We start from the raw sequence: 24511 nt of genomic DNA, 5'->3' as shown, positions 1-24511 counted from the left end.
TGACCCCATGCCGAACTCAGAAGTGAAACGCCGTAGCGCCGATGGTAGTGTGGGGTCTCCCCATGCGAGAGTAGGGAACTGCCAGGCATCAAATAAAGTGAAGAAGCCCATCCTGCCGGATGGGCTTTTTTGCGTCTGTGCGAAATGAAACCTGCCGGATGCGGCGTAAACGCCTTATCCGGCTTACAAAACTCGTGTACCCCTGCAATTCCGCACCACGCAAAAGCTTGTCCTGCTACCCGCGCACGAGACTGAGCAACGGGTACGGTCGCCCAAGATCGTCCACCTCTGTACGTCCCGTCACGCTAAATCCCATCTTCTTATAGAATCCAACCGCTTGCTCATTCTGTTCGTTAACGTTAGTTGTTAACGTGGAACTCATTGATAAAGCATGTTCAATCAGCAGCTTACCAACGCCACTACCACGCACATCCGGATCGACAAATAAGGCATCTATATGCTGATCGGTCAGAAGCATAAAGGCGACTGGCTCATCCTGCCCTGTTACTGCAACCCATAGAGGGGCTTCTGGTAAAAATGAACGTACCAGCTCCTCCAGCTCAATTCGATAATCCGCAGAGAGGAAATGGTGCGTGGCATCCACTGAGCGACACCAAATAGAAACTAACTTGTCTCCTTCGTCCTGGCGCGAACGACGAATGGTAATGGTCATAGCATTCTCCTTTTTTCTTTACTGCACTATTCTACAGCAAGGAGCCGTGAAACTTTCTCAACTTGAGGATGCAGGCTCGACATTCGCATGATTCCTGGGTATCTTCAGCTGTCTGGATGTCTAAACGTTTAAACGTATGTAGTGAGGTTATCAGGTTATGCCAATTCGCGTGCAGGACGAGCTACCCGCCGTCAATTTCTTGCGTGAGGAAAACGTCTTTGTCATGACGACCTCCCGCGCTTCCGGTCAGGAAATTCGTCCACTGAAGGTGCTCATCCTTAACCTGATGCCGAAGAAGATTGAAACGGAAAACCAGTTCCTGCGTTTATTGTCTAACTCACCGCTACAGGTAGATGTTCAGCTATTGCGCATCGATGCCCGCGAGTCACGCAACACCCCAACGGAGCATCTGAATAACTTTTACTGTAATTTCGAGGATATCTGCGATCAGAACTTTGATGGACTGATTGTTACAGGGGCACCGCTGGGTCTGGTTGAGTTTAATGACGTGGCTTACTGGCCGCAGATTAAGCAAGTGCTTGAATGGGCAAAAGATCACGTTACCTCGACGCTGTTTGTCTGTTGGGCGGTGCAAGCCGCATTGAATATCCTTTATGGCATTCCCAAACAAACCCGCACGGACAAACTCTCCGGCGTGTATGAGCATCATATTCTGCATCCTCATGCGTTGCTGACGCGCGGATTTGATGACGCATTTTTGGCCCCTCATTCGCGCTATGCCGATTTCCCTGCCGCACTTATCCGCGACTATACCGATCTCGAGATTTTTGCCGAAACGGAAGAGGGCGATGCCTATCTGTTCGCCAGTAAAGATAAACGCATTGCCTTTGTGACGGGTCATCCGGAGTATGACGCGCACACGCTTGGTAGCGAATATTTTCGTGACGTTGAAGCGGGCTTATCCCCGGAAGTACCCTATAACTACTTCCCGAAAGATGACCCGCAAAACAAACCGCGGGCAACCTGGCGTAGCCATGGCAATCTGTTGTTTACCAACTGGCTCAACTATTACGTCTACCAGATCACGCCATATGATCTGCGTCACATGAATCCAACGCTGGATTAATCTTCTGTAGCAGACGATCCTTAAGCGTTTCAGCATGTTGAATCAGGCACCTTCGGGTGCCTTTTTTATTTCCGAAACGCACCTCAATGTGTAATTAAATTTTATTTATATTGTTATCAATAGGTTAATTGATAATTAAATTAAAAATGGAAATTGTTTTTGATTTTGAGATTTAAATGAGTAGTCTTAGTTGTGCTGAACGAAAACCGACAACGATCCTTCGTTCGCATTGGGGATGTGTTTGGATCAATGACGAGGAACTACGCAATGAATCAACAGGCAACGACAACCGATGAACTGGTCTTCACCAGGCCGCGTGGCGAACAAGAACAGCAAATTCTGACCGGAGAAGCGGTGGAGTTTCTGACTGAACTGGTGACAAGATTTACGCCTAAGCGGAATAAGCTTCTGGCTGCGCGGATCCAGCAGCAGCAGGATATTGATAACGGTAAGTTGCCTGATTTTATTTCGGAAACAGCTTCCATTCGCGATGGCGACTGGAAAATTCGCGGTATTCCTGATGATTTACTGGATCGCCGCGTAGAGATTACCGGACCGGTTGAGCGCAAGATGGTCATCAACGCGCTGAACGCGAACGTCAAAGTCTTTATGGCTGACTTTGAAGATTCGCTGGCCCCTGAGTGGAGCAAAGTTATCGACGGGCAGATCAACCTGCGCGATGCGGTCAATGGCACCATTAGTTACACCAACGAAGCGGGTAAAATTTATCAACTCAAACCCAATCCAGCTTTATTGGTGTGTCGTGTGCGCGGTCTGCATCTGCCGGAAAAACACGTCACCTGGCGTGGCGAATCCATCCCGGGCAGCCTGTTCGATTTTGCACTCTACTTCTTCCACAACTACAAAGCGTTGCTGGCAAAAGGCAGTGGCCCGTATTTCTATCTGCCAAAAACGCAGGCCTGGCAAGAAGCAGCCTGGTGGAGTGAAGTGTTCAGCTATGCAGAGGACCGCTTTAATCTGCCGCGCGGCACCATCAAAGCGACCCTGCTGATTGAAACGTTGCCCGCTGTTTTCCAGATGGACGAAATTCTGCACGCGTTGCGTGACCATATTGTGGGCCTGAACTGTGGCCGCTGGGATTACATTTTCAGCTATATCAAAACCCTGAAGAACCACCCGGATCGCGTGCTGCCGGACCGTCAGGTAGTGACGATGGATAAGCCATTCCTCAGCGCCTACTCGCGTCTGTTGATTAAAACCTGTCACAAACGCGGTGCGTTTGCGATGGGCGGCATGGCTGCGTTCATTCCCAGTAAAGATGCCGAGCGTAACAACCAGGTTCTGACCAAGGTAAAAGCGGATAAAGCGCTGGAAGCGAATAACGGTCATGACGGTACATGGATTGCCCATCCGGGCCTGGCAGATACCGCAATGACGGTATTCAACGACGTGCTCGGAGAAAACAAAAATCAGCTGTTTGTGACGCGTGAAGAAGATGCGCCAATTACCGCTGAACAGCTGCTGGCGCCTTGTGAAGGTGAGCGTACCGAAGAGGGTATGCGCGCCAACATCCGTGTCGCGGTGCAGTACATCGAGGCGTGGATCTCCGGTAACGGCTGCGTACCGATTTACGGTCTGATGGAAGATGCGGCCACCGCCGAAATCTCCCGCACCTCCATCTGGCAGTGGATCCACCACCAGAAGACGCTCAGCAACGGCAAGCCGGTGACCAAACCGCTGTTCCGCCAGATGCTGGCCGAAGAGATGTTGGTGATTCAGGACGAACTGGGCGAGCACCGCTACAGCAGCGGGCGTTTTGACGATGCCGCGCGCCTGATGGAGCAAATCACGACCTCTGATGAACTGATCGATTTCTTGACCCTGCCAGGTTACCGCCTGCTGGCTTAACTCACCACATAACAATATGGAGCATCTGCACATGAAAACCCGTACTCAACAAATCGAAGAATTACAGAAAGAGTGGACTCAACCGCGCTGGGAAGGCATCACCCGTCCGTATAGCGCGGAGGATGTGGTGAAATTACGTGGCTCGGTCAACCCGGAATGCACGCTGGCGCAGCTTGGCGCGGCGAAAATGTGGCGTCTGCTGCACGGTGAGTCGAAGAAAGGGTATATCAACAGCCTCGGCGCGCTGACCGGCGGCCAGGCGCTGCAACAGGCGAAAGCGGGTATTGAAGCGGTCTACCTTTCAGGCTGGCAGGTAGCGGCAGATGCTAACCTGGCCTCCAGCATGTATCCGGATCAATCGCTGTATCCGGCGAACTCCGTCCCGGCAGTGGTGGATCGGATCAACAACACTTTCCGTCGTGCGGATCAGATCCAATGGTCAAGCGGTATTGAGCCGAACGATCCGCGCTACGTGGATTACTTCCTGCCGATCGTTGCTGATGCGGAAGCGGGCTTTGGCGGGGTTCTGAACGCGTTTGAACTGATGAAATCGATGATTGAGGCTGGTGCAGCAGCCGTTCACTTCGAAGATCAGCTCGCATCAGTGAAAAAATGCGGTCACATGGGCGGTAAGGTGCTGGTGCCGACTCAGGAAGCTATTCAGAAACTGGTGGCTGCCCGTCTGGCAGCCGACGTGATGGGCGTGCCGACGCTGGTGATTGCGCGTACCGATGCTGACGCAGCTGATTTGATTACCTCTGACTGCGATGCCTATGACAGCGAGTTCATTACTGGCGAACGTACCTGCGAAGGCTTCTTCCGTACACATGCTGGTATTGAGCAGGCGATCAGCCGCGGTCTGGCCTACGCGCCGTATGCGGATCTGGTGTGGTGTGAAACTTCCACACCAGACCTAGAACTGGCGAAGCGCTTTGCCGATGCCATTCATGCGAAATTCCCAGGTAAACTGCTGGCCTACAACTGTTCGCCGTCGTTTAACTGGCAGAAAAATCTGGATGATAAAACCATTGCCAGCTTCCAGCAGCAGTTGTCGGACATGGGCTATAAATACCAGTTCATTACCCTGGCGGGTATTCACAGCATGTGGTTCAACATGTTCGACCTCGCGCACTCCTATGCGCAGGGTGAAGGCATGCGGCACTATGTTGAGAAGGTTCAGCAGCCAGAATTTGCGGCGGCAAAAGACGGTTACACCTTCGTGTCCCACCAGCAGGAAGTGGGTACCGGGTACTTCGATAAAGTTACCACCATCATTCAGGGCGGCGCCTCTTCCGTTACCGCGTTAACGGGTTCCACCGAAGAATCGCAGTTCTGATCAATGCCCGGTGGCGCTGAGCTTGCCGGGCCTACGAAGGGATGTAGGCCGGAAAAGCGCATGCGCCATCCGGCATGACGTTGTGCCGGATGGGAGAAATCGATGACGCGTGGCCTGGAATTACTGATTGCTCAGACTATCTTGCAAGGTTTCGACGCCCAGTACGGGCGTTTTCTGGAAGTCACCTCCGGCGCGCAGCAGCGTTTTGAACATGCCGACTGGCATGCGGTTCAGCAGGCGATGAAAAGCCGTATTCACCTTTACGATCACCATGTGGGTCTGGTGGTGGAACAGCTGCGCTGCATTACTGACGGCAAAAGTACCGACGCGGATTTTTTGCTCCGCGTGAAAGATCATTACACCCGGCTCTTGCCGGATTATCCGCGCTTCGAGATTGCGGAGAGCTTCTTTAACTCCGTTTACTGCCGGTTATTTGACCACCGCTCGCTGACTCCCGAGCGGCTGTTTATTTTTAGCTCTCAGCCAGAGCGCCGTTTTCGCACGATCCCCCGCCCGCTGGCGAAAGACTTTTTTCCTGATACCGGCTGGGAGTGGCTGCTCACCCGCGTCCTCAGCGATCTGCCTCTGCGTCTACCGTGGCAGAATAAACATCGTGATATCCACTACATCATCGAACACCTGACCGAAACGCTGGGTGCGGATGTGTTGCCGCGCTGTCATTTACAGGTGGCGAACGAACTGTTTTATCGCAATAAGGCTGCCTGGCTGGTCGGTAAGCTGATTACCCCTTCCGGGACGCTGCCGTTTTTATTGCCAATCCACCGGACTGACGAAGGCGAACTGTTTGTCGATACCTGTCTGACCACGACGGCGGAAGCGAGCATTGTGTTTGGCTTTGCCCGTTCCTATTTTATGGTTTATGCCCCGCTGCCCGCGGCGTTAGTGGAGTGGCTGCGCGAGATCCTGCCCGGTAAAACCACCGCTGAATTGTATATGGCGATTGGCTGTCAGAAACATGCGAAGACTGAAAGCTACCGCGAGTATCTGCTCTATCTCGCTGATTGCGATGAGCAATTTATCGAAGCGCCGGGGATCCGCGGCATGGTGATGCTGGTGTTTACCCTACCGGGCTTCGACCGGGTGTTTAAAATCATCAAAGACAAATTTGCGCCGCAAAAGGAGATGTCCGCCGCGCACGTCCGCGCCTGCTACCAGCTGGTGAAAGAGCACGACCGCGTCGGGCGGATGGCTGATACTCAGGAGTTTGAAAACTTTGTACTGGATAAACGGCAAATCGACCCGGCGCTGATGGCCCTGCTACTACAGGAAGCGCCGGAAAAAATTACCGATCTCGGCGATCAGATTGTTATTCGCCATCTGTATATCGAACGGCGCATGGTGCCGTTGAATATCTGGCTGGAGCAGGTCGAAGGCCAGCAGCTGCGCGACGCGATAGAAGAGTACGGCAACGCCATTCGTCAGCTGGCCGCCGCCAATATTTTCCCGGGAGATATGCTGTTTAAGAACTTTGGCGTTACCCGCCACGGGCGCGTGGTGTTCTACGACTACGATGAAATTTGCTATATGACGGAGGTGAATTTCCGTCATATCCCACCGCCGCGCTACCCGGAGGATGAGATGAGCGCTGAACCGTGGTACAGCGTTTCGCCGGGGGATGTCTTCCCGGAAGAGTTTCGTCACTGGCTATGTGCCGACCCGCGCATCGGGCCGCTGTTTGAGGAGATGCACGCCGACCTGTTCAGCGCCGACTACTGGCGAGGGCTGCAAACGCGGATCCGTGAAGGGCACGTGGAAGATGTTTACGCTTACCGTCGTCGGCAGCGGTTTAGCGTACGTTATGAAACCGACCGTAGGCCGGATAAGGCCTTTGCGTCGCCATCCGGCAATGTACGCAGTGCCTGATGGCGCTGCGCTTATCAGGCCTAAAAATCGGCCCCAACCCTTGCTTATCTAAACCCGCCGTACGCCAGCGTGACTTCTTTCGCTGCTTTGATTGCCATTGCGCCAAACTCGGTCACGCGGTCATCGGTAATGCGTGAGATTGGCCCGGAAATGGAGATGGCGGCGAACGGCTCACGGTGTTCATCATAAATGCACGACGCCACGCAGCGCAGGCCCAGCGCGTGTTCTTCATCATCAAAGGAATAGCCGCGCTTACGCGTCTGCGCCAAATCCTCTTTCAGATGGACCGGCGACACCAGCGTGGCATGGGTATACGCGTGCAGCCCTTTGCGGTGCAGCAGGCCGGTAACCTGTTCTTCACTCAATTGAGATAAAAATGCCTTGCCCGCGCCGGAGGCGTGCATCGGCAGCTTGCCGCCGATAGGCGCAGACATGCGCATCAACTGGGTGCACTGCACCTGGTCGATAATAATGGCCTGATGGTCGCTTTGATCCAGCACGGCGAGGTTTACCGTCTCACCCGAATCTTCCATTAGTTTGCGCAGAATGGGGTGCACAATCGCCAGCAGATTGCGGCTTTGCAAAAAGCTGCTGCCGACGATAAATGCATGTGCGCCCACGGCCCAGTGGCCTAATTCGCCCACCTGGCGGACAAAACCCTGCTGCTGCATGGTGGTCAGCAGACGATGAGTCGTGGAGTTGGGCAGACCGGCCTGCTGCGCCAGCTCGGTTAGCGCCACGCTGCCGTTGGATTCCGCAATCCACTCCAGTAGCTTCAGACCCCGGGTCAAAGACTGAACCTGCCCGGTTGCAGGCGTAGTGGCAGCGGCGGGTTTTCTACCGCGTTTAGCGGGGACAGGGGCAACCATGACGGACTCCTTTTCTGTATCGTGGAAATCATTTTCGTTTTATTCGATTATAATGCAAGAATTCCTGTACTGATCGGATGAGTGAAGCTGAACATGTCTCATGTTGGCCGTTGTTCTCTTTTCCGCCTCTCAGGTTTGTGCCAGTATGGTCTGTTGAGTTTTTTCGGTCTGGTTGAGCGTTGTCGGGAGCGAGTGTGAGCAGCAAAGTAGAACAATTACGTCAGCAGTTAAATGAACGTATTCTGGTGCTGGACGGCGGGATGGGCACCATGATCCAGGGATATCGTCTGAGCGAAGAGGATTTCCGTGGCGAGCGCTTCGCCGACTGGCCCTGCGACCTGAAGGGCAACAACGACCTGCTGGTGCTCAGCAAGCCGGAGGTGATTGCCGCGATCCATAACGCCTATTTTGAGGCGGGCGCGGATATCATCGAAACCAATACCTTTAACTCCACGACTATCGCCATGGCGGATTACCAGATGGAATCCCTGTCGGCGGAAATCAACTTTGCGGCAGCTAAACTGGCGCGCGCTTGCGCAGATGAGTGGACGGCGCGTACGCCGGAAAAACCGCGCTATGTCGCGGGCGTGCTTGGTCCAACCAACCGTACGGCCTCTATCTCACCCGACGTCAACGACCCGGCATACCGCAACATTACCTTTGACCAGCTGGTGGCTGCCTATCGCGAATCCACCAAAGCGCTGGTGGAAGGCGGCAGTGACCTGATCCTGATTGAAACCGTTTTCGATACCCTCAACGCTAAAGCCGCTATTTTCGCGGTAAAAACCGAGTTCGAAGCGCTGGGCGTCGAGCTGCCGATAATGCTTTCCGGCACCATTACCGACGCCTCCGGGCGTACGCTTTCCGGGCAGACCACCGAAGCGTTCTATAACTCATTGCGCCATGCCGATGCGCTGACCTTCGGTCTGAACTGCGCCTTAGGCCCGGACGAGCTGCGCCAGTACGTGCAGGAGCTGTCACGGATTGCCGAATGCTACGTTACCGCGCATCCGAACGCCGGGCTGCCGAACGCCTTCGGCGAGTACGACCTCGACGCCGACACCATGGCGACACAGATTCGCGAATGGGCCGAGGCCGGTTTCCTCAATGTGGTTGGCGGTTGTTGCGGCACCACGCCGGAACATATCGCCGCGATGAGCCGGGCGGTAGAAGGTTTACCGCCGCGCAAGTTGCCAGAAATCCCGGTGGCCTGCCGGCTGTCCGGCCTTGAACCGCTGAATATTGGCGACGACAGCCTGTTTGTGAACGTCGGCGAACGTACCAACGTCACCGGCTCAGCGAAATTTAAGCGCCTGATTAAAGAAGAGAAGTACAGCGAAGCGCTGGACGTCGCCCGCCAGCAGGTGGAAAGCGGCGCGCAGATCATCGATATCAACATGGATGAGGGGATGCTCGACGCCGAAGCGGCGATGGTGCGCTTCCTAAATCTGATTGCTGGCGAGCCGGACATCGCCCGCGTGCCGATTATGATTGACTCCTCGAAATGGGAAGTCATCGAAAAAGGGCTGAAGTGCATCCAGGGTAAAGGCATCGTTAACTCCATCTCGATGAAAGAGGGGGTGGAGACCTTTATCCATCACGCGAAGCTGCTGCGTCGCTACGGCGCCGCGGTGGTGGTGATGGCTTTTGACGAGCAGGGACAGGCCGATACCCGCGCGCGTAAAATCGAGATTTGCCGCCGGGCGTACAAAATTCTCACCGAAGAGGTGGGTTTTCCGCCGGAAGACATCATCTTCGACCCGAATATTTTCGCCGTCGCCACCGGTATTGAAGAGCACAACAACTACGCGCAGGACTTTATCGGCGCCTGTGAAGATATTAAACGCGAGCTGCCGCACGCGCTGATTTCCGGCGGCGTGTCTAACGTTTCCTTCTCGTTCCGTGGCAACGACCCGGTACGTGAAGCTATCCACGCGGTATTCCTCTACTACGCCATCCGCAACGGCATGGACATGGGCATCGTCAACGCCGGACAGCTGGCTATCTATGACGATCTCCCGACCGAACTGCGTGACGCGGTTGAAGATGTGATCCTCAACCGACGTGAAGATGGTACCGAGCGTCTGCTGGAGCTGGCGGAGAAATATCGCGGCAGTAAAACCGACGACACCGCGAATGCCCAGATGGCGGAGTGGCGTAGTTGGGACGTGAAAAAGCGCCTTGAATACTCGCTGGTGAAAGGCATTACCGAATTTATCGAGCTCGACACCGAAGAGGCGCGCCAGCAGGCCGAACGCCCGATTGAGGTGATCGAGGGGCCGCTGATGGACGGCATGAATGTGGTCGGCGACCTGTTCGGCGAAGGCAAAATGTTCCTGCCGCAGGTGGTGAAATCCGCCCGCGTGATGAAGCAGGCAGTGGCTTACCTCGAACCGTATATCGAAGCCAGTAAAGAGAAAGGCTCCAGCAACGGCAAGATGGTCATCGCCACCGTGAAGGGCGATGTGCACGACATTGGCAAGAACATCGTTGGCGTGGTGCTGCAATGTAACAACTACGAAATCGTCGATCTTGGCGTGATGGTGCCCGCGGAGAAAATCCTCAGAACGGCGCGTGAAGTGAATGCCGATCTGATTGGCCTTTCCGGGCTTATCACCCCGTCGCTGGACGAAATGGTCAACGTGGCGAAAGAGATGGAGCGTCAGGGCTTCACCATCCCACTGCTGATTGGCGGTGCTACCACCTCCAAAGCGCATACCGCGGTGAAAATTGAGCAGAACTACAGCGGCCCGACGGTTTACGTGCAGAACGCCTCGCGTACCGTTGGCGTGGTAGCGGCGCTGCTCTCCGACACTCAGCGCGACGATTTTGTTGCCCGTACGCGTAAAGAGTACGAAACCGTGCGCATCCAGCATGCGCGTAAGAAACCTCGCACGCCGCCGGTAACGTTACAGGCCGCACGTGATAACGATCTGGCCTTCGACTGGGAAAGTTACACCCCGCCGGTCGCGCATCGTTTAGGCGTGCAGGAAGTCGAGGCCAGCATCGAAACGCTGCGCAATTACATCGACTGGACGCCGTTCTTTATGACCTGGTCGCTGGCCGGGAAGTATCCGCGCATCCTCGAAGATGAAGTGGTGGGTGAAGAGGCGAAGCGCCTGTTCAAAGACGCCAACGACATGCTGGATAAACTCAGCGCTGAGAAGACCCTGAACCCGCGCGGCGTGGTGGGGTTGTTCCCGGCTAACCGCGTGGGTGACGATATCGAGATTTACCGTGACGAGACGCGTACGCACATTATCAGCGTGAGTCATCACCTGCGCCAGCAGACGGAAAAAGTCGGCTTCGCCAACTACTGCCTCTCTGACTTTGTCGCGCCGAAACTGAGCGGCAAAGCGGATTACATCGGTGCTTTCGCGGTGACCGGCGGTCTGGAGGAGGATGCGCTGGCAGACGCCTTCGAAGCGCAGCATGACGACTACAACAAGATCATGGTGAAAGCCATCGCTGACCGTCTGGCGGAAGCGTTCGCGGAATATCTGCATGAGCGCGTGCGTAAAGTCTACTGGGGCTATGCGGCGAATGAGAACCTCAGTAACGAAGAGCTGATCCGCGAAAACTACCAGGGCATTCGTCCGGCGCCGGGCTACCCGGCGTGCCCGGAACATACCGAAAAGGCCACCATCTGGGAGCTGCTGGATGTCGAAGCACATACCGGGATGAAGCTTACTGAATCCTTCGCCATGTGGCCTGGGGCCTCAGTTTCCGGCTGGTATTTCAGTCATCCTGACAGTAAGTATTACGCCGTGGCGCAAATTCAGCGCGATCAGGTTGAAGATTATGCCTTCCGTAAAGGCATGAGCGTGGCAGAAGTTGAACGTTGGTTAGCGCCAAACCTCGGCTACGACGCTGACTGATTCACAAAACTGTCATCTTTCTTTACAACAAACAGGGCACTCAATGAGTGCCCTGTCTCTTTCTTACGTTTAAACCCTTATACTGAAAGAACGTTCATCGGCACTGCTTGCCGGATGGCTCATTTTTGTAGGCCTGATAAGCGTAGCGCCCTCAGGCGGTATGTCATTGCGATGAACCTCAGGAACATATAACGATAAGGAGAACCTGATTCCGTGCTAACTCTGTTACACCTGCTTTCTGCTGTCTCTATGCTGGTTTGGGGCACACATATTGTGCGTACCGGCGTGATGCGCGTCTTTGGCGCCCGCTTGCGTACCGTACTCAGCCGTAGCGTTGAAAAGAAGCCGCTCGCCTTTTGTGCGGGTATCGGCGTGACGGCGCTGGTACAAAGCAGCAACGCCACCACTATGCTGGTGACCTCGTTTGTCGCCCAGGATCTCGTGGCGCTTACCCCGGCACTGGTCATTGTGCTGGGCGCCGACGTGGGGACCGCGCTGATGGCGCGTATCCTGACTTTCGATCTCTCATGGCTATCGCCACTGCTGATTTTCATCGGCGTGATCTTTTTTCTCGGGCGTAAGCAGTCCCGCGTGGGGCAACTGGGCCGGGTTGGCATCGGGCTGGGGTTGATTTTACTGGCGCTGGAGCTGATTGTGCAGGCGGTCACGCCGATAACCCAGGCTAACGGCGTACAGGTTATTTTCGCCTCGCTGACCGGCGATATTATGCTGGATGCGCTGATTGGCGCCATGTTCGCGGTTATCAGTTACTCCAGCCTGGCGGCGGTTTTGCTGACGGCAACCCTGACCGCTGCCAGCATTATCTCGTTTCCGGTGGCGTTGTGCCTGGTGATTGGCGCCAACCTTGGTTCCGGCCTGCTGGCGATGCTCAACAATAGCGCGGCTAACGCTGCTGCCCGTCGCGTGGCGCTAGGCAGCTTGTTGTTTAAGCTGGTGGGAAGTCTGATTATCCTGCCGTTTGTTCATCCGTTGGCGAATCTGATGGATGAGCTGCCGCTGCCGAAATCTGAGCTGGTCATTTATTTCCATGTTTTCTACAACCTGGTACGTTGCATAGCGATGGTGCCGTTCGCCGAACCGATGGCGCGTTTTTGCAAACGTATTATCCGTGATGAGCCGGAACTGGACGCCCACCTGAAGCCTAAGCATCTGGACATCAGCGCACTGGATACCCCAACCCTGGCCCTGGCCAATGCCGCCCGTGAAGCCCTGCGTATTGGCGATGCGATGGAGCAGATGATGGACGGGCTAAAGAAGGTGATGCATGGCGAACCGCGTGAAGAGAAAGAGTTGCGCAGGATGGCAGACGATATCAACGTGCTGTACACGGCGATTAAGCTCTATCTGGCGCGGATGCCAAAGGATGAACTGGCAGAAGAAGAGTCGCGCCGTTGGGCTGAGATTATCGAAATGTCGCTCAACCTTGAACAGGCTTCGGATATTGTCGAGCGTATGGGCAGCGAGATTGCCGACAAGTCGCTGGCAGCGCGTCGGGCATTCTCTGTCGAAGGGCTGAAAGAACTTGATGCACTGTACGATCAACTGCTCAGTAATCTGCAACTGGCGATGTCGGTATTCTTCTCTGGCGACGTGACCAGCGCCCGTCGTCTGCGCCGCAGCAAGCACCGTTTCCGCATCCTTAACCGTCGTTATTCGCATGCGCACGTGGATCGTCTGCATCAACAGAACGTGCAGAGCATTGAGACCAGTTCCCTGCACCTGGCGCTACTGGGCGATATGCAGCGTCTGAACTCACTGTTTTGCTCTGTGGCTTACAGCGTGCTGGAACAGCCGGATGAAGACGACGAGCGCGAGTACTAACGAGGACAGGTGACATGTTGCCCGGTGGTGCTGATGCTTACCGGGCCTACGGATAACCGTCAATGCTGTCATCTACCTTGATGCCGGATAAGGCGAAGCCTCCATCCGGCATCAGACAACAAACCAACTAAAAGCAGTGACCCGCCTCAACGGCAACCGCTTCTTCGCCCGCTTTAAAGATATACGTGGTGTTCGGGCCGCCAAGCACGGATTGACCGTTGCTCACTTTGATCCAGTTCCCTTCCGGCAGACCAATCACCGTCAGTTCCGGCGCCACAACCAACAGCTCGCGAATACGCTGTTCACGCGTTTCGCCTTTATGGCCTTCCGGCAGCGCGTTGGTGAAGTGCGGGTTAATCTGCAGCGGGAAAAGACCCAGCGCATCAAAGCCTTTTGGATCGACAATCGGCATGTCGTTGGTGGTGCGGATGGTCTGGCAGGCAAGGTTGGAACCCGCGCTCCAGCCAATGTACAGCGCACCGCGTTTGACGACATCGACAATCGGCGCCAGTAGTCCGCGCTCGCGGCTCTCTTTCAGCAACTGGAAGGTGTTACCCCCGCCGACAATCACCAGTTCGGCGTTTTCAATGGCTGCAATCGGATCGGCAACGGTATGAATGCCAGTAACGTTAACGCCCATTGGCGCAAAGATGGCTGCCGTTTTCGCCGTGTACTCATCCCAGGTTTGCGTCACGCCGGCAAATGGAATAAACACCGCAGTGCGGCGACCGTTCAGTTGCTCTGCGATCAGCGGCAGCGCATGTTCCATCCAGCCTTTGCCCGGCAGCGTCGAGTTACTCAATAAAAGCAGTTCCATCATTTCTCCATGTAATCAGAAAATTACAAACCGCGGTAATGCTACCACTATCGATCTAACGCCTTCCTGATATGGCTCACGATGTTGGAAGGGGGAGATAGAAGCTGAGACTATTTTTTAAGTGTCAATTATTTTTCTCCTCCAGAGAGCGCAGATGATTTCAAAATTAATATATATGATTTACCATATGTGTACTCTAAAAGGAACGGAGAGGAAAATGCTACAACCTGTTCAGCTTTTCAAAATCCTGTCGGATGAAACACGGCTCGCCACTGTCATGCTTTTGCGGGAGTCCGGAGAACTGTGCGTGTGCGATATCTGTGCAGCTACCGCCGAATCACAGCCCAAAATATCACGCCATATGGCTATCCTTCGCGAGTCTGGGCTAGTTCTGGATCGTCGGGAAGGCAAATGGATTCACTATCGTCTGTCACCTCATATTCCTGCGTGGGCCGCTGAGACAATCACGACGTCCTGGCAGTGCCTTCGGGAAGATGTGCGGGAATGGTTGGCAAAGTCGGCCTGCACCTCTTGCTGAGGAAGGAGATCATATTCACATAATCATATATAATGGGGTTTGAAATGTTTTTGGCAGGGAGTATATTTTTACTGACGCTGGTACTGGTGATCTGGCAACCCAGAGGCCTGAGTATTGGCTGGAGCGCGAGTATCGGAGCTGCGTTGGCGCTGGGAACCGGAGTCATTCATATCGCTGATATTCCCGTTGTCTGGAATATCGTCTGGAACGCGACAGCGGCATTTATTGCGGTCATCATCATCAGCCTGCTGCTCGATGAGTCCGGTTTCTTTGAATGGGCCGCACTGCACGTCTCCCGCTGGGGTAACGGACGTGGCCGCCTTTTGTTTACGTGGATAGTCTTGCTTGGGGCCGCTGTTGCTGCGTTGTTTGCCAATGACGGCGCCGCACTGATCCTGACGCCGATTGTAATTGCGATGCTGCTCGCACTGGGATTCAGCCAGGGCACGACATTGGCCTTTGTCATGGCTGCAGGGTTTATTGCAGATACGGCCAGCCTGCCGCTCATTGTTTCTAACCTGGTGAATATCGTCTCGGCGGACTTTTTCGGTCTGGGCTTTACGCAGTATGCCTCCGTTATGATCCCCGTAGATGTGGCAGCGATTGCGGCCACGCTGGTCATGCTTCATCTCTTCTTCCGCAGGGACATTCCGGCGACGTATGACGTTTCTCTGCTGAAGACGCCCGCCAGTGTGATAAAGGATCCGGCAACGTTCAGGGCGGGCTGGATTGTCCTGTTATTGCTGCTTGTCGGTTTCTTTGTGCCGGAGCCTCTGGGGATCCCGGTCAGTGCGATAGCGGCTACTGGCGCAGCAGTACTGTTTATAGTGGCGAAAAGAGGTCATGCCATCAACACCGGAAAAGTCCTGCGCGGTGCGCCATGGCAGATCGTTATTTTTTCGCTGGGCATGTACCTGGTAGTCTATGGCCTGCGCAATGCAGGGCTCACGGAGTATCTGTCTGACGTGCTGAACCTGCTGGCAGAAAAGGGGCTATGGGCAGCAACGTTCGGCACCGGTTTCCTGACCGCGTTCCTGTCATCGGTGATGAATAATATGCCGACGGTACTGATTGGCGCGCTGTCGATTGACGGGAGTACGGCGACTGGCATCGTCAAAGAGGCAATGATTTATGCCAATGTGATTGGCTGCGATTTAGGTCCGAAAATCACTCCCATTGGCAGTCTGGCAACCCTGCTTTGGCTGCATGTGCTTGCCCAGAAAAATATAACGATTACCTGGGGATATTACTTCCGCACCGGCATTATCATGACTCTGCCCGTGCTGTTTGTCACTTTGGCCGCGCTGGCGTTGCGGCTCTCCCTCACTTTGTAATGAGATACAGATATGAGCAACATTACCATCTATCACAACCCTGCCTGCGGCACTTCTCGTAACACGCTGGAGATGATCCGTAACAGCGGCAACGAACCGACGATAATTTATTATCTCGATACGCCACCGACCCGTGATGAGCTGATTAAACTTATTTCAGAAATGGGAATTACGGTGCGTGCATTACTGCGTAAGAATGTTGAGCCTTACGAACACCTGGGTCTTGATGAAGAGAAATTTAGTGATGAGCAGTTGATTGATTTCATGCTTCAACATCCGATCCTGATTAATCGGCCGGTAGTCGTTACGCCGCTCGGCACTCGTCTTTGTCGCCCTTCAGAAATAGTGTTGGATATTCTGCCGGAAGGTCAGAAAGGAACGTTTACCAAAGAGGATGGCGAGAAGGTCATTGACGAAACGGGGAAGCGGGTTAAGTAATCGGCCCACTTCAAAATATTGGAGGCCTGTTAACGTTATGCGGGCGTCCGATTCACCCAGTACGTCCGCTCTGTGCCATAAGCGGAAGTTAACTACGGATAAAATTCAGCGCCTCACACCCAGAGCCGCTGCATAACGGCAATAAGCTACACTTGTTCATTATTTCCAAAACAGGAAAGCCTTCCGCTGCTTCAACGGTATGTGTTTGACATCGCGTAGTTGGGGCATTTTAATCAACAACGAGCATGGCCCGCTAACAATGAAATTGATACTTGTTCGACACGCAGAAACAGAGTGGAATTTGGAAGGAATTATTCAGGGGCACAGCGATAGCTCCTTGACCTGTCGGGGTTTGCGTGAAACATCCGTCCTACTAGCAGCGTTTAGTGCAAGTGAGTATCAAATAGAGCGTGTTTACGCTTCTCCGCTTGGACGAGCCTGGCAAATGGGGCAAAGCCTGGCTGAACACTTTCGCTGTTCACTGACGGCTGAACCGGCCCTTAAAGAGCAGGCCTTTGGTCAGTTTGAAGGTATGCCGTTAGAACTACTCAGACAAAAACATCCGAACGATGCAAATGCGTTATTCAGGCTTGATGCAGAGTATTGTCCACCTGGGGGGGAGTCACTGGCGCATGCTTCTCAGCGAGTTATGCGTTTTTTACAAAACCTGGAAGATACCTCATCACATCAACAAACAATATGTATTGTGTCTCACGGGCATGTCAGTCAGGGCACTCTGGCAATTCTTAAAGAAGGGACTGTCAATAGTTTCCCTCGCTATGCTCACCCCAATGCAAGTTATTCTGTTATCGACCTGATTAATGGAAAATGTATCGGCCTAAAGTGGGGGATTGCTACACATTTACGTCACCTGAATTAGTGGCTACCTTTCAATCATTGAAAACCCATCCTGCCAGAGTCATCATTATTTAAGCACAATGTCAGCTCCCCGCTCTAAACAGATCTTCAGAAAACGATACAGAATTCCGGCCACCAGACTTCAATCCCTTTCTGCTTCAGCTCTTTTCTAACCATGCGTTTAATCCAGGCTGCCAACGATCCATCGTCATCCTGCTTGGTGATGACACATATGATGACAGACCAGTGAAGAATATGGGTAACTGTGTGGGAGACCTGACCGCAAACAGGGCAGAACTTCGAGATGCGATTGATTTCCTGCTTAATGGCTATTAGAGCGCCCATCCTAGGCGCTCAGTTCCTGCTTCTTTACCCCGCCCGCGCAAATTCTGCTGCTTCGGCGATTAGCGCGTCATCCGGGCGTACGCCGGTATACATGGCGAACTGCTCTACGGCCTGTAAGGTAATCACCTCTGCACCGCTGATGGTCTTTTTACCTAATTGTTGTGCCAGTTTGATTACCGGTGTTTCCGGCGGCAGGGCGACCACGTCAAACACCACGCTGGCGGCAGCGACCATCGCTTCGCTGTAGGCCAGTTCATCGCTCTCTTTACCGCCAGCCATACCGACGTGCGTTACGTTGACCAGAATATCGCAGGCAATCCCTTCCGGCTGAGGCTGCCACTGGAAACCGTACTGTTTTGCCAGCGCCGGGCCGCTCTCACGATTGCGGGCGGCGACGATCACATCGTGAAAACCGGCATCGCGAAACGCGGCGATAACCGCTTTACCCATTCCACCGCTGCCGCGAATCATGACGCGTGCGCTGCTATTGAGCTGGTGGCTGGCAATCAGGCTTTTTACCGCAATGTAGTCGGTGTTAAATCCTGCCAGCGTACCGTTGTCATTGACGATGGTGTTGACGGAATCAATGACTTTTGCGGAAGGATCGATGACATCCAGAAACGGCATGCAGCTCTCTTTAAACGGCATAGAGACCGCACAGCCGCGAATTTCGAGTGCGCGAACGCCTTTCACTGCGGCCTCAATATCCTGCGTAGTAAAGGCTTTATAGATAAAATTTAACCCTAATTTTTCATACAGATAGTTGTGAAAGCGCGTGCCAAAGTTACCGGGCCGACCGGCAAGCGACATGCACAACTGGGTGTCGCGGTTAATCATGTTAAATCTCCTCGGCGTGAGACAATATGTACTGTTCGGCTTCCTGCGACCAAATCCCCTGATGACGCTCCAGGATATCGCGCAAGGCTGGATCATCAATCTGAGTGAGCGCGGTTAATGGTAAGGCTTTGCCGGTGTAAACCAGTTTTTTACCGCCACCGACTTGCGGCAATTCCAGCGTTGTTTCACCAGCCGCATTCAGCCCCAGAATGTGCGTCACCACTTTTGCTGCCTGAACTTTCTTCTCTTCGATCAGTTTTACCGCTGTGCGCATATCGTCGGTATTGCCGCCAGATGTCCCAACATAATGGGTGAAGGCGTAGTGCACGTCGTAGAAGTTAATCGGCGCGCTAAACTGCTTATCCTGCGGACCGGCAAAGAAGTTCATGCAGCCATCGGCAGCCAGCAGGGAAGAGGCCAGCGTGACCAGTCCTTCGTTGGGCACAAACACAAAGATGTCATCAAATCCATGCCCGCCGCTCAACGCCATCAAGGTGTCATAAGCCGCATCCTGGGCGTGGAGATAGTGGATTAACGTTTGTGGTTCTGATGGATAGTGCTTGCGGGCGTAGCTCAACTTGTCGTTATTGGTGTCGGTTACCACCAGCAGCGCAGGGTTAACCGGGCCATGCAGTGCATAGTCGATCGCCAGTAGTCCCATTGGCCCGGTACCGCCGAGGATTAACGTGCGCCCCTGCGGACGAATGCCCATCTTATGGTTATAAGTGCCTTCCTGCAGGTGATAGTTGGCGTTGAATGCGCCAATCACGCAGGATAGCGGCTCAACCAGCGAGCCTTCAAAATAGGTTTCGCCTTCGTAGGCCAACAAGCAGTCCTGCTCCATGACTTCATCAGGAATGATGACGTGCGTGGCTTCACCGCCTACCCACGGGAAGGAGTAGCCGGGACAGTCCGGGCGATCCGGCAGTTGCAGGTTAGCCTGAATGACATAGCGTTGGCCGGGCTGAAACTTATGCTGCCATTTTTTCCCCACGGCAATAATATCGCCGCAGAACTCGTGGCCAATGATGATCGGGTTAGTGGCCACATCATCCGGCACTTTTTTGTGGTTCTCGCCCTGGTTAGCCTCTTTCCAGGAAGAAAGGCACAGGCTGTCGGTCACGACCGAGGCCAGAATTTCATCGTCCTGCATTTCGGGAAGGTCGAAGGTTTCCAGGCGCAGATCGCGTTTACCATAAAGGCGTAAAGCTGTTGTTGTTTGCATTGTTACCACCTCTTCCTCTTTCGAGGACAATTTGTTGAAGTAGCCCCAGCATCGCCGGGGCGGAAAAATCAGGACAAGAAGCCCAACGCGTTGCCGATAATCCCCAGCGCAAACAGGGCGAATATCAGCCATACCGGATTAATTTTCTTGTTGAGCAGCCGTACCATCAGCAGCGTCAGACCCAGCGCCAGCAGGCCAGGACAGAGTTGGTCGAGGATGTTCTGCACGGTCATGGTGACGGTGGCGCCGTCTGCGCCAGGCGTTTGCGATACCACCAGCGGCACGTTGATGCTGGTCCATTTGGTGACCAGTACCCCCATCACAAACAGGCCAAGAATTGATGCGCCTTCGGTCAGTTTTTGCAGCAGGTTGCCGCCCATGTCGCTGACGATATTGACCCCTTTACGAAAGCCAAGCTGTAAGCCGTACCACTTCATGGCAAGACGTACTGCATTGAAAAGAAAGAAGAACAATAGTGGCCCGAGAATGTTTCCGGAGAGCGCCAGCGAGGCGCCGAGCGCGGCGGTAATCGGGCGCAGCGTTCCCCATACCAGCGGGTCGCCAACACCGGCCAGCGGACCCATCAGCCCAACTTTGATGCCGTTGATGGCCCCGTCGTCAATTTCCGCACCGTTGGCGCGGGCTTCTTCCATCGCGGCGGTCACGCCAATCACCGGGCCGCAAACGGCAGGTGTGGTATTGAAGAACACCAGGTGGCGCTTGAGGGCCGCAACCTGGTCCTCTTTCAGTGGATACAGGCGCTTAATAGCCGGGATCATGTCGTAGCAAAAGCCCAGCCCATGAATGCGTTCAAAGTTGAATGACGCTTGCTGGAGGTTGGAGCGAACAAACATGCTAAACAGGTCGGATTTGGTCAGTTTTTTCTGTTCCATGGTGGGCTCCATTAGTCATCAAGCTGATCGAGAGCTTGAGAAGAGGCGGGTTGCGCCTGCGGTTCGGCTTTACGCCACTGTGGGTTCAACTGGATGTAGACCAGCGCGATAATCACGCCAACCCCACCGAAAGCCAGCAGGCTCAAATCGAGATACCCTCCGGCAATAAATCCGAGGAAGAAGAAGGGCATCAGGTACTTCACGCCCATCATGCGCAGCACCATGGCGTAACCGACCACCACGATAAAGCCACCGGCAATCTGCAATCCGCGGGTGACGAATTCTGGAATGGCGTTGAGCATATTGCTGACCATATCGGCGCTGACAAACAGCGAGACGATTAATGCAGGGATGGCAACGCGCAGCGCCTGTACGCCGAGAGCGGAAACGTGCAGCATGTCGATGGTGCGAAAGCGGGCCTCTTCGGCTGCTTTATCCGCCGCGTGCTGGAACACCACGGTGATGGTACGGGCAAAGACGGTTAGTACCTGACCTGCCGCCGCGACGGGCAGGGCGATGGCGATACCGGTCGCAATGCTTTGCTGACCGACGATAACCAGAATGGCGGAGATAATACTGGCGAGCGCCGAATCGGGAGACTGCGCTGCGCCGACGTTCATCCAGCCAAGAGCAATTAACTCCAGCGTGCCGCCGAGCATAATCCCGGTTTTTAAATCACCAAGAATCAGTCCGATAACGGTACAAGCGATCAGTGGACGGTGGGTCTGGAACTCATCCAGCACGCTACCCATTCCGGCAATACAGGAAAATAGGAATATGGCGATAATTTGTAGGGTACTTATTTCCATAATATGTCACCTTGTGAATGTGATCATCCCTGCCTGTTAAAGCATAAGTACACAGGCATTTTTATTTATTCAGCGAAAGATTGTTCTTCTATTTTTTCGAGAATATTAATCGATGGATCGGATGCGACGACGCGTAAATCCAGCGTGACGCCTAGTTTATCTAACTCACGAAACGCATAAATGTCGTCGCTGTCTAAAGAAACGGCTTTGGTTAATTGTTTTTTACCTGGTCGCCAGGCCATGCCACCAATATTTAACGTGGCAATTTTTACCCCTTGTTTTACCATTGCTAATGCATCCTGCGGGCGGGTAAACAAATAAAAAACGGTTTCGCTCTGATATTGTGGGTTATGGTACACAGCGACCGCCTTTTCGATATTAACGACGTTAACCTTCATTCCTGGCGGGGCGGCCTGACGTAATAATGTTCGACGTACTTCATCGTTATAAACGTCGTCATTGCAAATAATAATTCGTTGGGCATTCGCCACCTTCGACCAGACGGTGGTGACCTGACCGTGAATCAAGCGGTCATCGATACGAGCAAGGGTAATGTTCATCAGAAATCCTCTTCGGTCGTTTCCAGATGTTGCCAGACGACACAGGTTTGTTGAGCAATGGTCGTCAGGTGTTCGCACAGTTCATCCACATTCATACAGCTTTGGTTGTCTACCAGTTCCAGCGCTAATGGCAGCGACAACCCGCTAATGACGCGAATGGTGGGGTTTTGCATTGCCAGCGAAGCGGCAGCATTCCAGGGACTGCCACACTGCAGATCGACGGCAATCAGCCATTCATCACTAGTGTGAATACTTACTAACTTTTCCAGCTTTTCCACGATGTTGCTGGCGTTCTCCCCAGGGACAAATGCCACCGCTTCGACGTTGACATCGCCGTAGACCATCTGTACTGATTCCAGCATGGCGCAGGCCAGATTGCCGTGAGCACAGAAGATTGCATTGACCATAAAACCTCCTTAGCCGCGCGTTTTTCCGCCCGCAATGTTAGTGGTTACTCCGGTGATATAACTGGCGCGCTCTGAGAGGAGATAACAAACAAAATCAGCGACTTCACTTAAACGTCCTGAACGACCTATCGGGATCGCGTTCTTGGTATAACCCTCACGCAGCTGTTCGACGGTGATGTTGCGGGTCCAGGCCAGCGCTTCTTCATACTCGGGGGTGCGCAGACCGGTTTTTTCCAGAATGCCAGGCGCAATTCCCACCACACGAATGCCGTGTTTGCCCAACTCTTTCGACCAGGAGCGGGTAAAGCTATTCAACGCGGCTTTGGTGGCGGCATAGCAGCTTTGGCCCTCTGAACCTTCCAGCCCGCTTTCGGAAGAGACATTCACGATCACGCCGTTATGCTGTTTTACCATTTGGCGTGCCGTTGCTTGCGACATTAAGAACACACCTTTCTGGTTGATATTAACCATTTTTTCAAAAGCAGCTTCGTTGAGTTCGTATTGTCCGGCGGGTGCTTTTTCATCAACCAGTAGCCGTGGGAAGTTAACGCCAGCATTATTTACCAGTCCATCAATACGTCCGTAGCGTTGGATAATTTCAGCAACAGTATGATTAACCTCTTTGGCACTGGAAATATCCGTTGGCCAGAAATGATATCCGCTATGGCTGTCATATTTACCTTCTCCGCCATGAATATCCGCCATTTGTACATTAGCGCCTTGCGCTAATAGCTCCTCGACAATGGCCAGGCCAATTCCGGATGCACCACCGGTAACAATAATGACTTTTCCCTGCAAGTTTAACCACGTTTGCATAATAAACTCCCGATTTCAGATAAGGGGATCCCACATAAAATTAATTATGGCAGGACCAATTAGAATTTATTTACTTCAACAATAATTCAGCGGTATGACTGTTGGTGACTAAACAGTTAATATAATTCCCACGTAATGCGCCTAATATCCCACTGTATTTTTCTTCACCCATCGCAATACCAATGGAGTAACGTGCCTGCTTTAATTTATCGGTTTCGATGGCGAGCGTCTTTTCACTCATCCTGGTCTCTACGGTCACACCGTTGATATCGTAAAAGCGCGAGCAAATGTCTCCGGCGACATGGCGGGCATGCAGGTCATCACTCTCTTCACTGCCGTAAAAAGCGTGCCAGTTGGCACCATCGCGTATTGCCGGAGACCCAATTCCAACCAGCGCGACATCCAGATTATCCCAGTAAGCGGAAATCGATTTGAAGTGCCGGGACTGCATAATGCCGTTACGGATCAGCGGGTTTTCCAGAAGCGCCGGGAAATCGGCCAGGTGTGATTCCCCTTTCAGCTTTGCCGCGGCGCCGTAGGTCAGCGTATTGACGTGGTAGCGGCTTTCAAGTTTACCGGACGGTCCGCCGATAATCGGCACACAGATAAGCTGGCGTGACTGGCTGGCCGGAGATAATCCTTCCACCAGTCCCCGTACCGCGCGACCCCATGAAAAACCAATAATGTCGCCGGGTTCCAGTAAGCGTTCCAGCAACTGCGCGCCGTGCACGCCCATCATATTAAGTTGTTCATCTTCCTGTTCGCTGTCGCAGGAGACTACGACCGCTTCTTTCAGACCAAATTTCTGTTTTAGCTGCTGTTCCAGCCACAGATTTTCGTTGTAGTCGTAATTAATGGCGATGGTGACGATACCCTGCTCGCGGCCACGTTTTAGTAATCGGCTGATCGTGGTGCGGTAAATCCCCAGCTCGCGGGCGATTTGCGCTTGTGTCATATCCTGCTCGTAATAAAGCTGCGCTATTTTTACGATCAGGCGGATATCATCGCTGTTTTCCGTCGCCATTTTTGGACTCCTGCACATTTGTGCAAATCACGAAATTGCCTTCTTGAACTGATATAACCCCATCTGTTTCACATCTCAAAGCTATTTTCACTTATTTCAGCGTTAAGAACTGACCGATTGTGTTGCACATTTGATGTGGAGATTGCGCGTTGTCGGCACAGATGTGCATGCT

The 24511-nt window shown here is 53.5% G+C and carries 22 protein-coding genes and 1 rRNA gene; 11 read left to right on the top strand and 12 right to left on the bottom strand.

Annotation, left to right across the window (positions count from 1 at the left end; translation table 11 throughout):
* Nucleotides 1-87: ribosomal RNA gene (gene rrf, locus FHD02_RS16975) — 5S ribosomal RNA — on the top strand; the annotation flags it as partial.
* A 148-nt stretch (nucleotides 88-235) separates the two neighbouring features.
* On the opposite strand, the gene FHD02_RS16970 is transcribed toward rrf, so the two are convergent.
* Nucleotides 236-673, bottom strand: coding sequence for an acetyltransferase (locus tag FHD02_RS16970; RefSeq protein WP_042313078.1), 438 nt, complete (start codon nucleotides 671-673; stop codon nucleotides 236-238).
* Between the two features lie 157 nt (nucleotides 674-830).
* Between FHD02_RS16970 and metA the strand changes: the two genes are divergently transcribed.
* From metA to aceK, 4 genes are all read left to right on the top strand, one after another.
* Nucleotides 831-1760, top strand: a complete 930-nt coding sequence (gene metA / locus FHD02_RS16965; protein ID WP_042313076.1) for a homoserine O-succinyltransferase — start codon at nucleotides 831-833, stop codon at nucleotides 1758-1760.
* A gap of 267 nt (nucleotides 1761-2027) precedes the next feature.
* Nucleotides 2028-3629, top strand: coding sequence for a malate synthase A (gene aceB, locus FHD02_RS16960; protein ID WP_137361096.1), 1602 nt, complete (start codon nucleotides 2028-2030; stop codon nucleotides 3627-3629).
* A 31-nt stretch (nucleotides 3630-3660) separates the two neighbouring features.
* Complete coding sequence (gene aceA / locus FHD02_RS16955) at nucleotides 3661-4965, top strand: isocitrate lyase (RefSeq protein WP_042313073.1); 1305 nt, start codon at nucleotides 3661-3663, stop codon at nucleotides 4963-4965.
* A 102-nt stretch (nucleotides 4966-5067) separates the two neighbouring features.
* Nucleotides 5068-6849, top strand: coding sequence for a bifunctional isocitrate dehydrogenase kinase/phosphatase (gene aceK, locus FHD02_RS16950; protein WP_220394116.1), 1782 nt, complete (start codon nucleotides 5068-5070; stop codon nucleotides 6847-6849).
* 44 nt (nucleotides 6850-6893) lie between these two features.
* Here aceK and iclR read toward each other — a convergent pair whose 3' ends face one another.
* On the bottom strand, nucleotides 6894-7718 hold the full coding sequence (iclR, locus tag FHD02_RS16945; RefSeq protein ID WP_038636184.1) for a glyoxylate bypass operon transcriptional repressor IclR: 825 nt from the start codon (nucleotides 7716-7718) through the stop codon (nucleotides 6894-6896).
* Nucleotides 7719-7912: 194 nt separating this feature from the next.
* Here iclR and metH point away from each other — a divergent pair, with 194 nt between their 5' ends.
* Together metH and FHD02_RS16935 are read left to right on the top strand one after the other, a co-directional pair.
* The gene (gene metH / locus FHD02_RS16940; RefSeq protein WP_220394115.1) at nucleotides 7913-11596 is read left to right on the top strand and encodes a methionine synthase; all 3684 of its coding nucleotides are present in this window, start codon (nucleotides 7913-7915) and stop codon (nucleotides 11594-11596) included.
* Nucleotides 11597-11809: 213 nt separating this feature from the next.
* Nucleotides 11810-13438: a Na/Pi cotransporter family protein gene (locus FHD02_RS16935; RefSeq protein WP_038636190.1), complete on the top strand. Its 1629-nt coding sequence runs from the start codon at nucleotides 11810-11812 to the stop codon at nucleotides 13436-13438.
* 127 nt (nucleotides 13439-13565) lie between these two features.
* Here the strand turns inward: FHD02_RS16935 and pepE are convergent, their stop codons facing one another.
* On the bottom strand, nucleotides 13566-14255 hold the full coding sequence (gene pepE, locus FHD02_RS16930) for a dipeptidase PepE (RefSeq protein ID WP_032942056.1): 690 nt from the start codon (nucleotides 14253-14255) through the stop codon (nucleotides 13566-13568).
* Nucleotides 14256-14472: 217 nt separating this feature from the next.
* On the opposite strand from pepE, the gene FHD02_RS16925 reads away from it, so the two are divergent.
* From FHD02_RS16925 to FHD02_RS16910, 4 genes are all read left to right on the top strand, one after another.
* Nucleotides 14473-14793: a transcriptional regulator gene (locus FHD02_RS16925; protein ID WP_220394114.1), complete on the top strand. Its 321-nt coding sequence runs from the start codon at nucleotides 14473-14475 to the stop codon at nucleotides 14791-14793.
* A gap of 44 nt (nucleotides 14794-14837) precedes the next feature.
* The gene (locus tag FHD02_RS16920; RefSeq protein ID WP_220394113.1) at nucleotides 14838-16127 is read left to right on the top strand and encodes an arsenic transporter; all 1290 of its coding nucleotides are present in this window, start codon (nucleotides 14838-14840) and stop codon (nucleotides 16125-16127) included.
* Nucleotides 16128-16139: 12 nt separating this feature from the next.
* Nucleotides 16140-16565 (top strand): glutaredoxin-dependent arsenate reductase, encoded by a 426-nt coding sequence (gene arsC / locus FHD02_RS16915; RefSeq protein ID WP_079225682.1) that lies wholly within the window; start codon nucleotides 16140-16142, stop codon nucleotides 16563-16565.
* Nucleotides 16566-16824: 259 nt separating this feature from the next.
* Nucleotides 16825-17445 (top strand): histidine phosphatase family protein, encoded by a 621-nt coding sequence (locus FHD02_RS16910; RefSeq protein WP_042313085.1) that lies wholly within the window; start codon nucleotides 16825-16827, stop codon nucleotides 17443-17445.
* Between the two features lie 86 nt (nucleotides 17446-17531).
* Here FHD02_RS16910 and FHD02_RS16905 read toward each other — a convergent pair whose 3' ends face one another.
* The 9 genes from FHD02_RS16905 to FHD02_RS16865 form a co-directional block, all read right to left on the bottom strand.
* Nucleotides 17532-17768: a hypothetical protein gene (locus FHD02_RS16905; protein WP_170972937.1), complete on the bottom strand. Its 237-nt coding sequence runs from the start codon at nucleotides 17766-17768 to the stop codon at nucleotides 17532-17534.
* A gap of 24 nt (nucleotides 17769-17792) precedes the next feature.
* Entirely contained in the window at nucleotides 17793-18605 is an 813-nt protein-coding gene (locus FHD02_RS16900) for a shikimate 5-dehydrogenase (protein WP_220394112.1), read from the bottom strand.
* A gap of 1 nt (nucleotide 18606) precedes the next feature.
* Nucleotides 18607-19830: an L-sorbose 1-phosphate reductase gene (sorE, locus tag FHD02_RS16895; RefSeq protein ID WP_042313054.1), complete on the bottom strand. Its 1224-nt coding sequence runs from the start codon at nucleotides 19828-19830 to the stop codon at nucleotides 18607-18609.
* A 68-nt stretch (nucleotides 19831-19898) separates the two neighbouring features.
* Nucleotides 19899-20723 carry a PTS system mannose/fructose/sorbose family transporter subunit IID gene (locus tag FHD02_RS16890; RefSeq protein WP_042313051.1) on the bottom strand — a complete coding sequence of 275 codons (825 nt, stop codon included), beginning with the start codon at nucleotides 20721-20723 and terminating at the stop codon, nucleotides 19899-19901.
* 11 nt (nucleotides 20724-20734) lie between these two features.
* Entirely contained in the window at nucleotides 20735-21532 is a 798-nt protein-coding gene (locus tag FHD02_RS16885) for a PTS mannose/fructose/sorbose transporter subunit IIC (RefSeq protein WP_042313048.1), read from the bottom strand.
* A 65-nt stretch (nucleotides 21533-21597) separates the two neighbouring features.
* Nucleotides 21598-22092, bottom strand: a complete 495-nt coding sequence (locus FHD02_RS16880) for a mannose/fructose/sorbose PTS transporter subunit IIB (protein ID WP_137361101.1) — start codon at nucleotides 22090-22092, stop codon at nucleotides 21598-21600.
* Nucleotides 22092-22499 (bottom strand): mannose/fructose/sorbose PTS transporter subunit IIA, encoded by a 408-nt coding sequence (locus FHD02_RS16875; protein WP_061382705.1) that lies wholly within the window; start codon nucleotides 22497-22499, stop codon nucleotides 22092-22094. Before FHD02_RS16875 ends, FHD02_RS16880 begins: the two co-directional genes overlap by 1 nt.
* Nucleotides 22500-22508: 9 nt before the next feature.
* Nucleotides 22509-23315 carry an SDR family oxidoreductase gene (locus FHD02_RS16870; protein WP_137348851.1) on the bottom strand — a complete coding sequence of 269 codons (807 nt, stop codon included), beginning with the start codon at nucleotides 23313-23315 and terminating at the stop codon, nucleotides 22509-22511.
* Between the two features lie 70 nt (nucleotides 23316-23385).
* Nucleotides 23386-24339, bottom strand: a complete 954-nt coding sequence (locus FHD02_RS16865; protein WP_079225678.1) for a sugar-binding transcriptional regulator — start codon at nucleotides 24337-24339, stop codon at nucleotides 23386-23388.
* Nucleotides 24340-24511: the final 172 nt, after the last annotated feature.

Origin of the sequence: Citrobacter sp. EC_71 (assembly GCF_019584005.1) — a bacterium.
Classification (GTDB): Bacteria; Pseudomonadota; Gammaproteobacteria; order Enterobacterales; family Enterobacteriaceae; genus Citrobacter; species Citrobacter werkmanii.
This window is presented reverse-complemented; position numbering and strand designations above follow the sequence as displayed.

What these genes read in the sequence shown, in the direction of transcription:
- FHD02_RS16865 (WP_079225678.1), bottom strand. Translation starts at nt 24,339, where the DNA reads ATGGCGACGGAAAACAGCGATGATATCCGCCTGATCGTAAAAATAGCG.
- aceA (WP_042313073.1), top strand. Translation starts at nt 3,661, where the DNA reads ATGAAAACCCGTACTCAACAAATCGAAGAATTACAGAAAGAGTGGACT.
- FHD02_RS16875 (WP_061382705.1), bottom strand. Translation starts at nt 22,499, where the DNA reads ATGGTCAATGCAATCTTCTGTGCTCACGGCAATCTGGCCTGCGCCATG.
- FHD02_RS16925 (WP_220394114.1), top strand. Translation starts at nt 14,473, where the DNA reads ATGCTACAACCTGTTCAGCTTTTCAAAATCCTGTCGGATGAAACACGG.
- arsC (WP_079225682.1), top strand. Translation starts at nt 16,140, where the DNA reads ATGAGCAACATTACCATCTATCACAACCCTGCCTGCGGCACTTCTCGT.
- aceB (WP_137361096.1), top strand. Translation starts at nt 2,028, where the DNA reads ATGAATCAACAGGCAACGACAACCGATGAACTGGTCTTCACCAGGCCG.
- FHD02_RS16920 (WP_220394113.1), top strand. Translation starts at nt 14,838, where the DNA reads ATGTTTTTGGCAGGGAGTATATTTTTACTGACGCTGGTACTGGTGATC.
- aceK (WP_220394116.1), top strand. Translation starts at nt 5,068, where the DNA reads ATGACGCGTGGCCTGGAATTACTGATTGCTCAGACTATCTTGCAAGGT.
- iclR (WP_038636184.1), bottom strand. Translation starts at nt 7,718, where the DNA reads ATGGTTGCCCCTGTCCCCGCTAAACGCGGTAGAAAACCCGCCGCTGCC.
- FHD02_RS16885 (WP_042313048.1), bottom strand. Translation starts at nt 21,532, where the DNA reads ATGGAAATAAGTACCCTACAAATTATCGCCATATTCCTATTTTCCTGT.
- FHD02_RS16870 (WP_137348851.1), bottom strand. Translation starts at nt 23,315, where the DNA reads ATGCAAACGTGGTTAAACTTGCAGGGAAAAGTCATTATTGTTACCGGT.
- FHD02_RS16880 (WP_137361101.1), bottom strand. Translation starts at nt 22,092, where the DNA reads ATGAACATTACCCTTGCTCGTATCGATGACCGCTTGATTCACGGTCAG.
- FHD02_RS16970 (WP_042313078.1), bottom strand. Translation starts at nt 673, where the DNA reads ATGACCATTACCATTCGTCGTTCGCGCCAGGACGAAGGAGACAAGTTA.
- metA (WP_042313076.1), top strand. Translation starts at nt 831, where the DNA reads ATGCCAATTCGCGTGCAGGACGAGCTACCCGCCGTCAATTTCTTGCGT.
- sorE (WP_042313054.1), bottom strand. Translation starts at nt 19,830, where the DNA reads ATGCAAACAACAACAGCTTTACGCCTTTATGGTAAACGCGATCTGCGC.
- pepE (WP_032942056.1), bottom strand. Translation starts at nt 14,255, where the DNA reads ATGGAACTGCTTTTATTGAGTAACTCGACGCTGCCGGGCAAAGGCTGG.
- FHD02_RS16910 (WP_042313085.1), top strand. Translation starts at nt 16,825, where the DNA reads ATGAAATTGATACTTGTTCGACACGCAGAAACAGAGTGGAATTTGGAA.
- FHD02_RS16890 (WP_042313051.1), bottom strand. Translation starts at nt 20,723, where the DNA reads ATGGAACAGAAAAAACTGACCAAATCCGACCTGTTTAGCATGTTTGTT.
- FHD02_RS16905 (WP_170972937.1), bottom strand. Translation starts at nt 17,768, where the DNA reads ATGGGCGCTCTAATAGCCATTAAGCAGGAAATCAATCGCATCTCGAAG.
- FHD02_RS16900 (WP_220394112.1), bottom strand. Translation starts at nt 18,605, where the DNA reads ATGATTAACCGCGACACCCAGTTGTGCATGTCGCTTGCCGGTCGGCCC.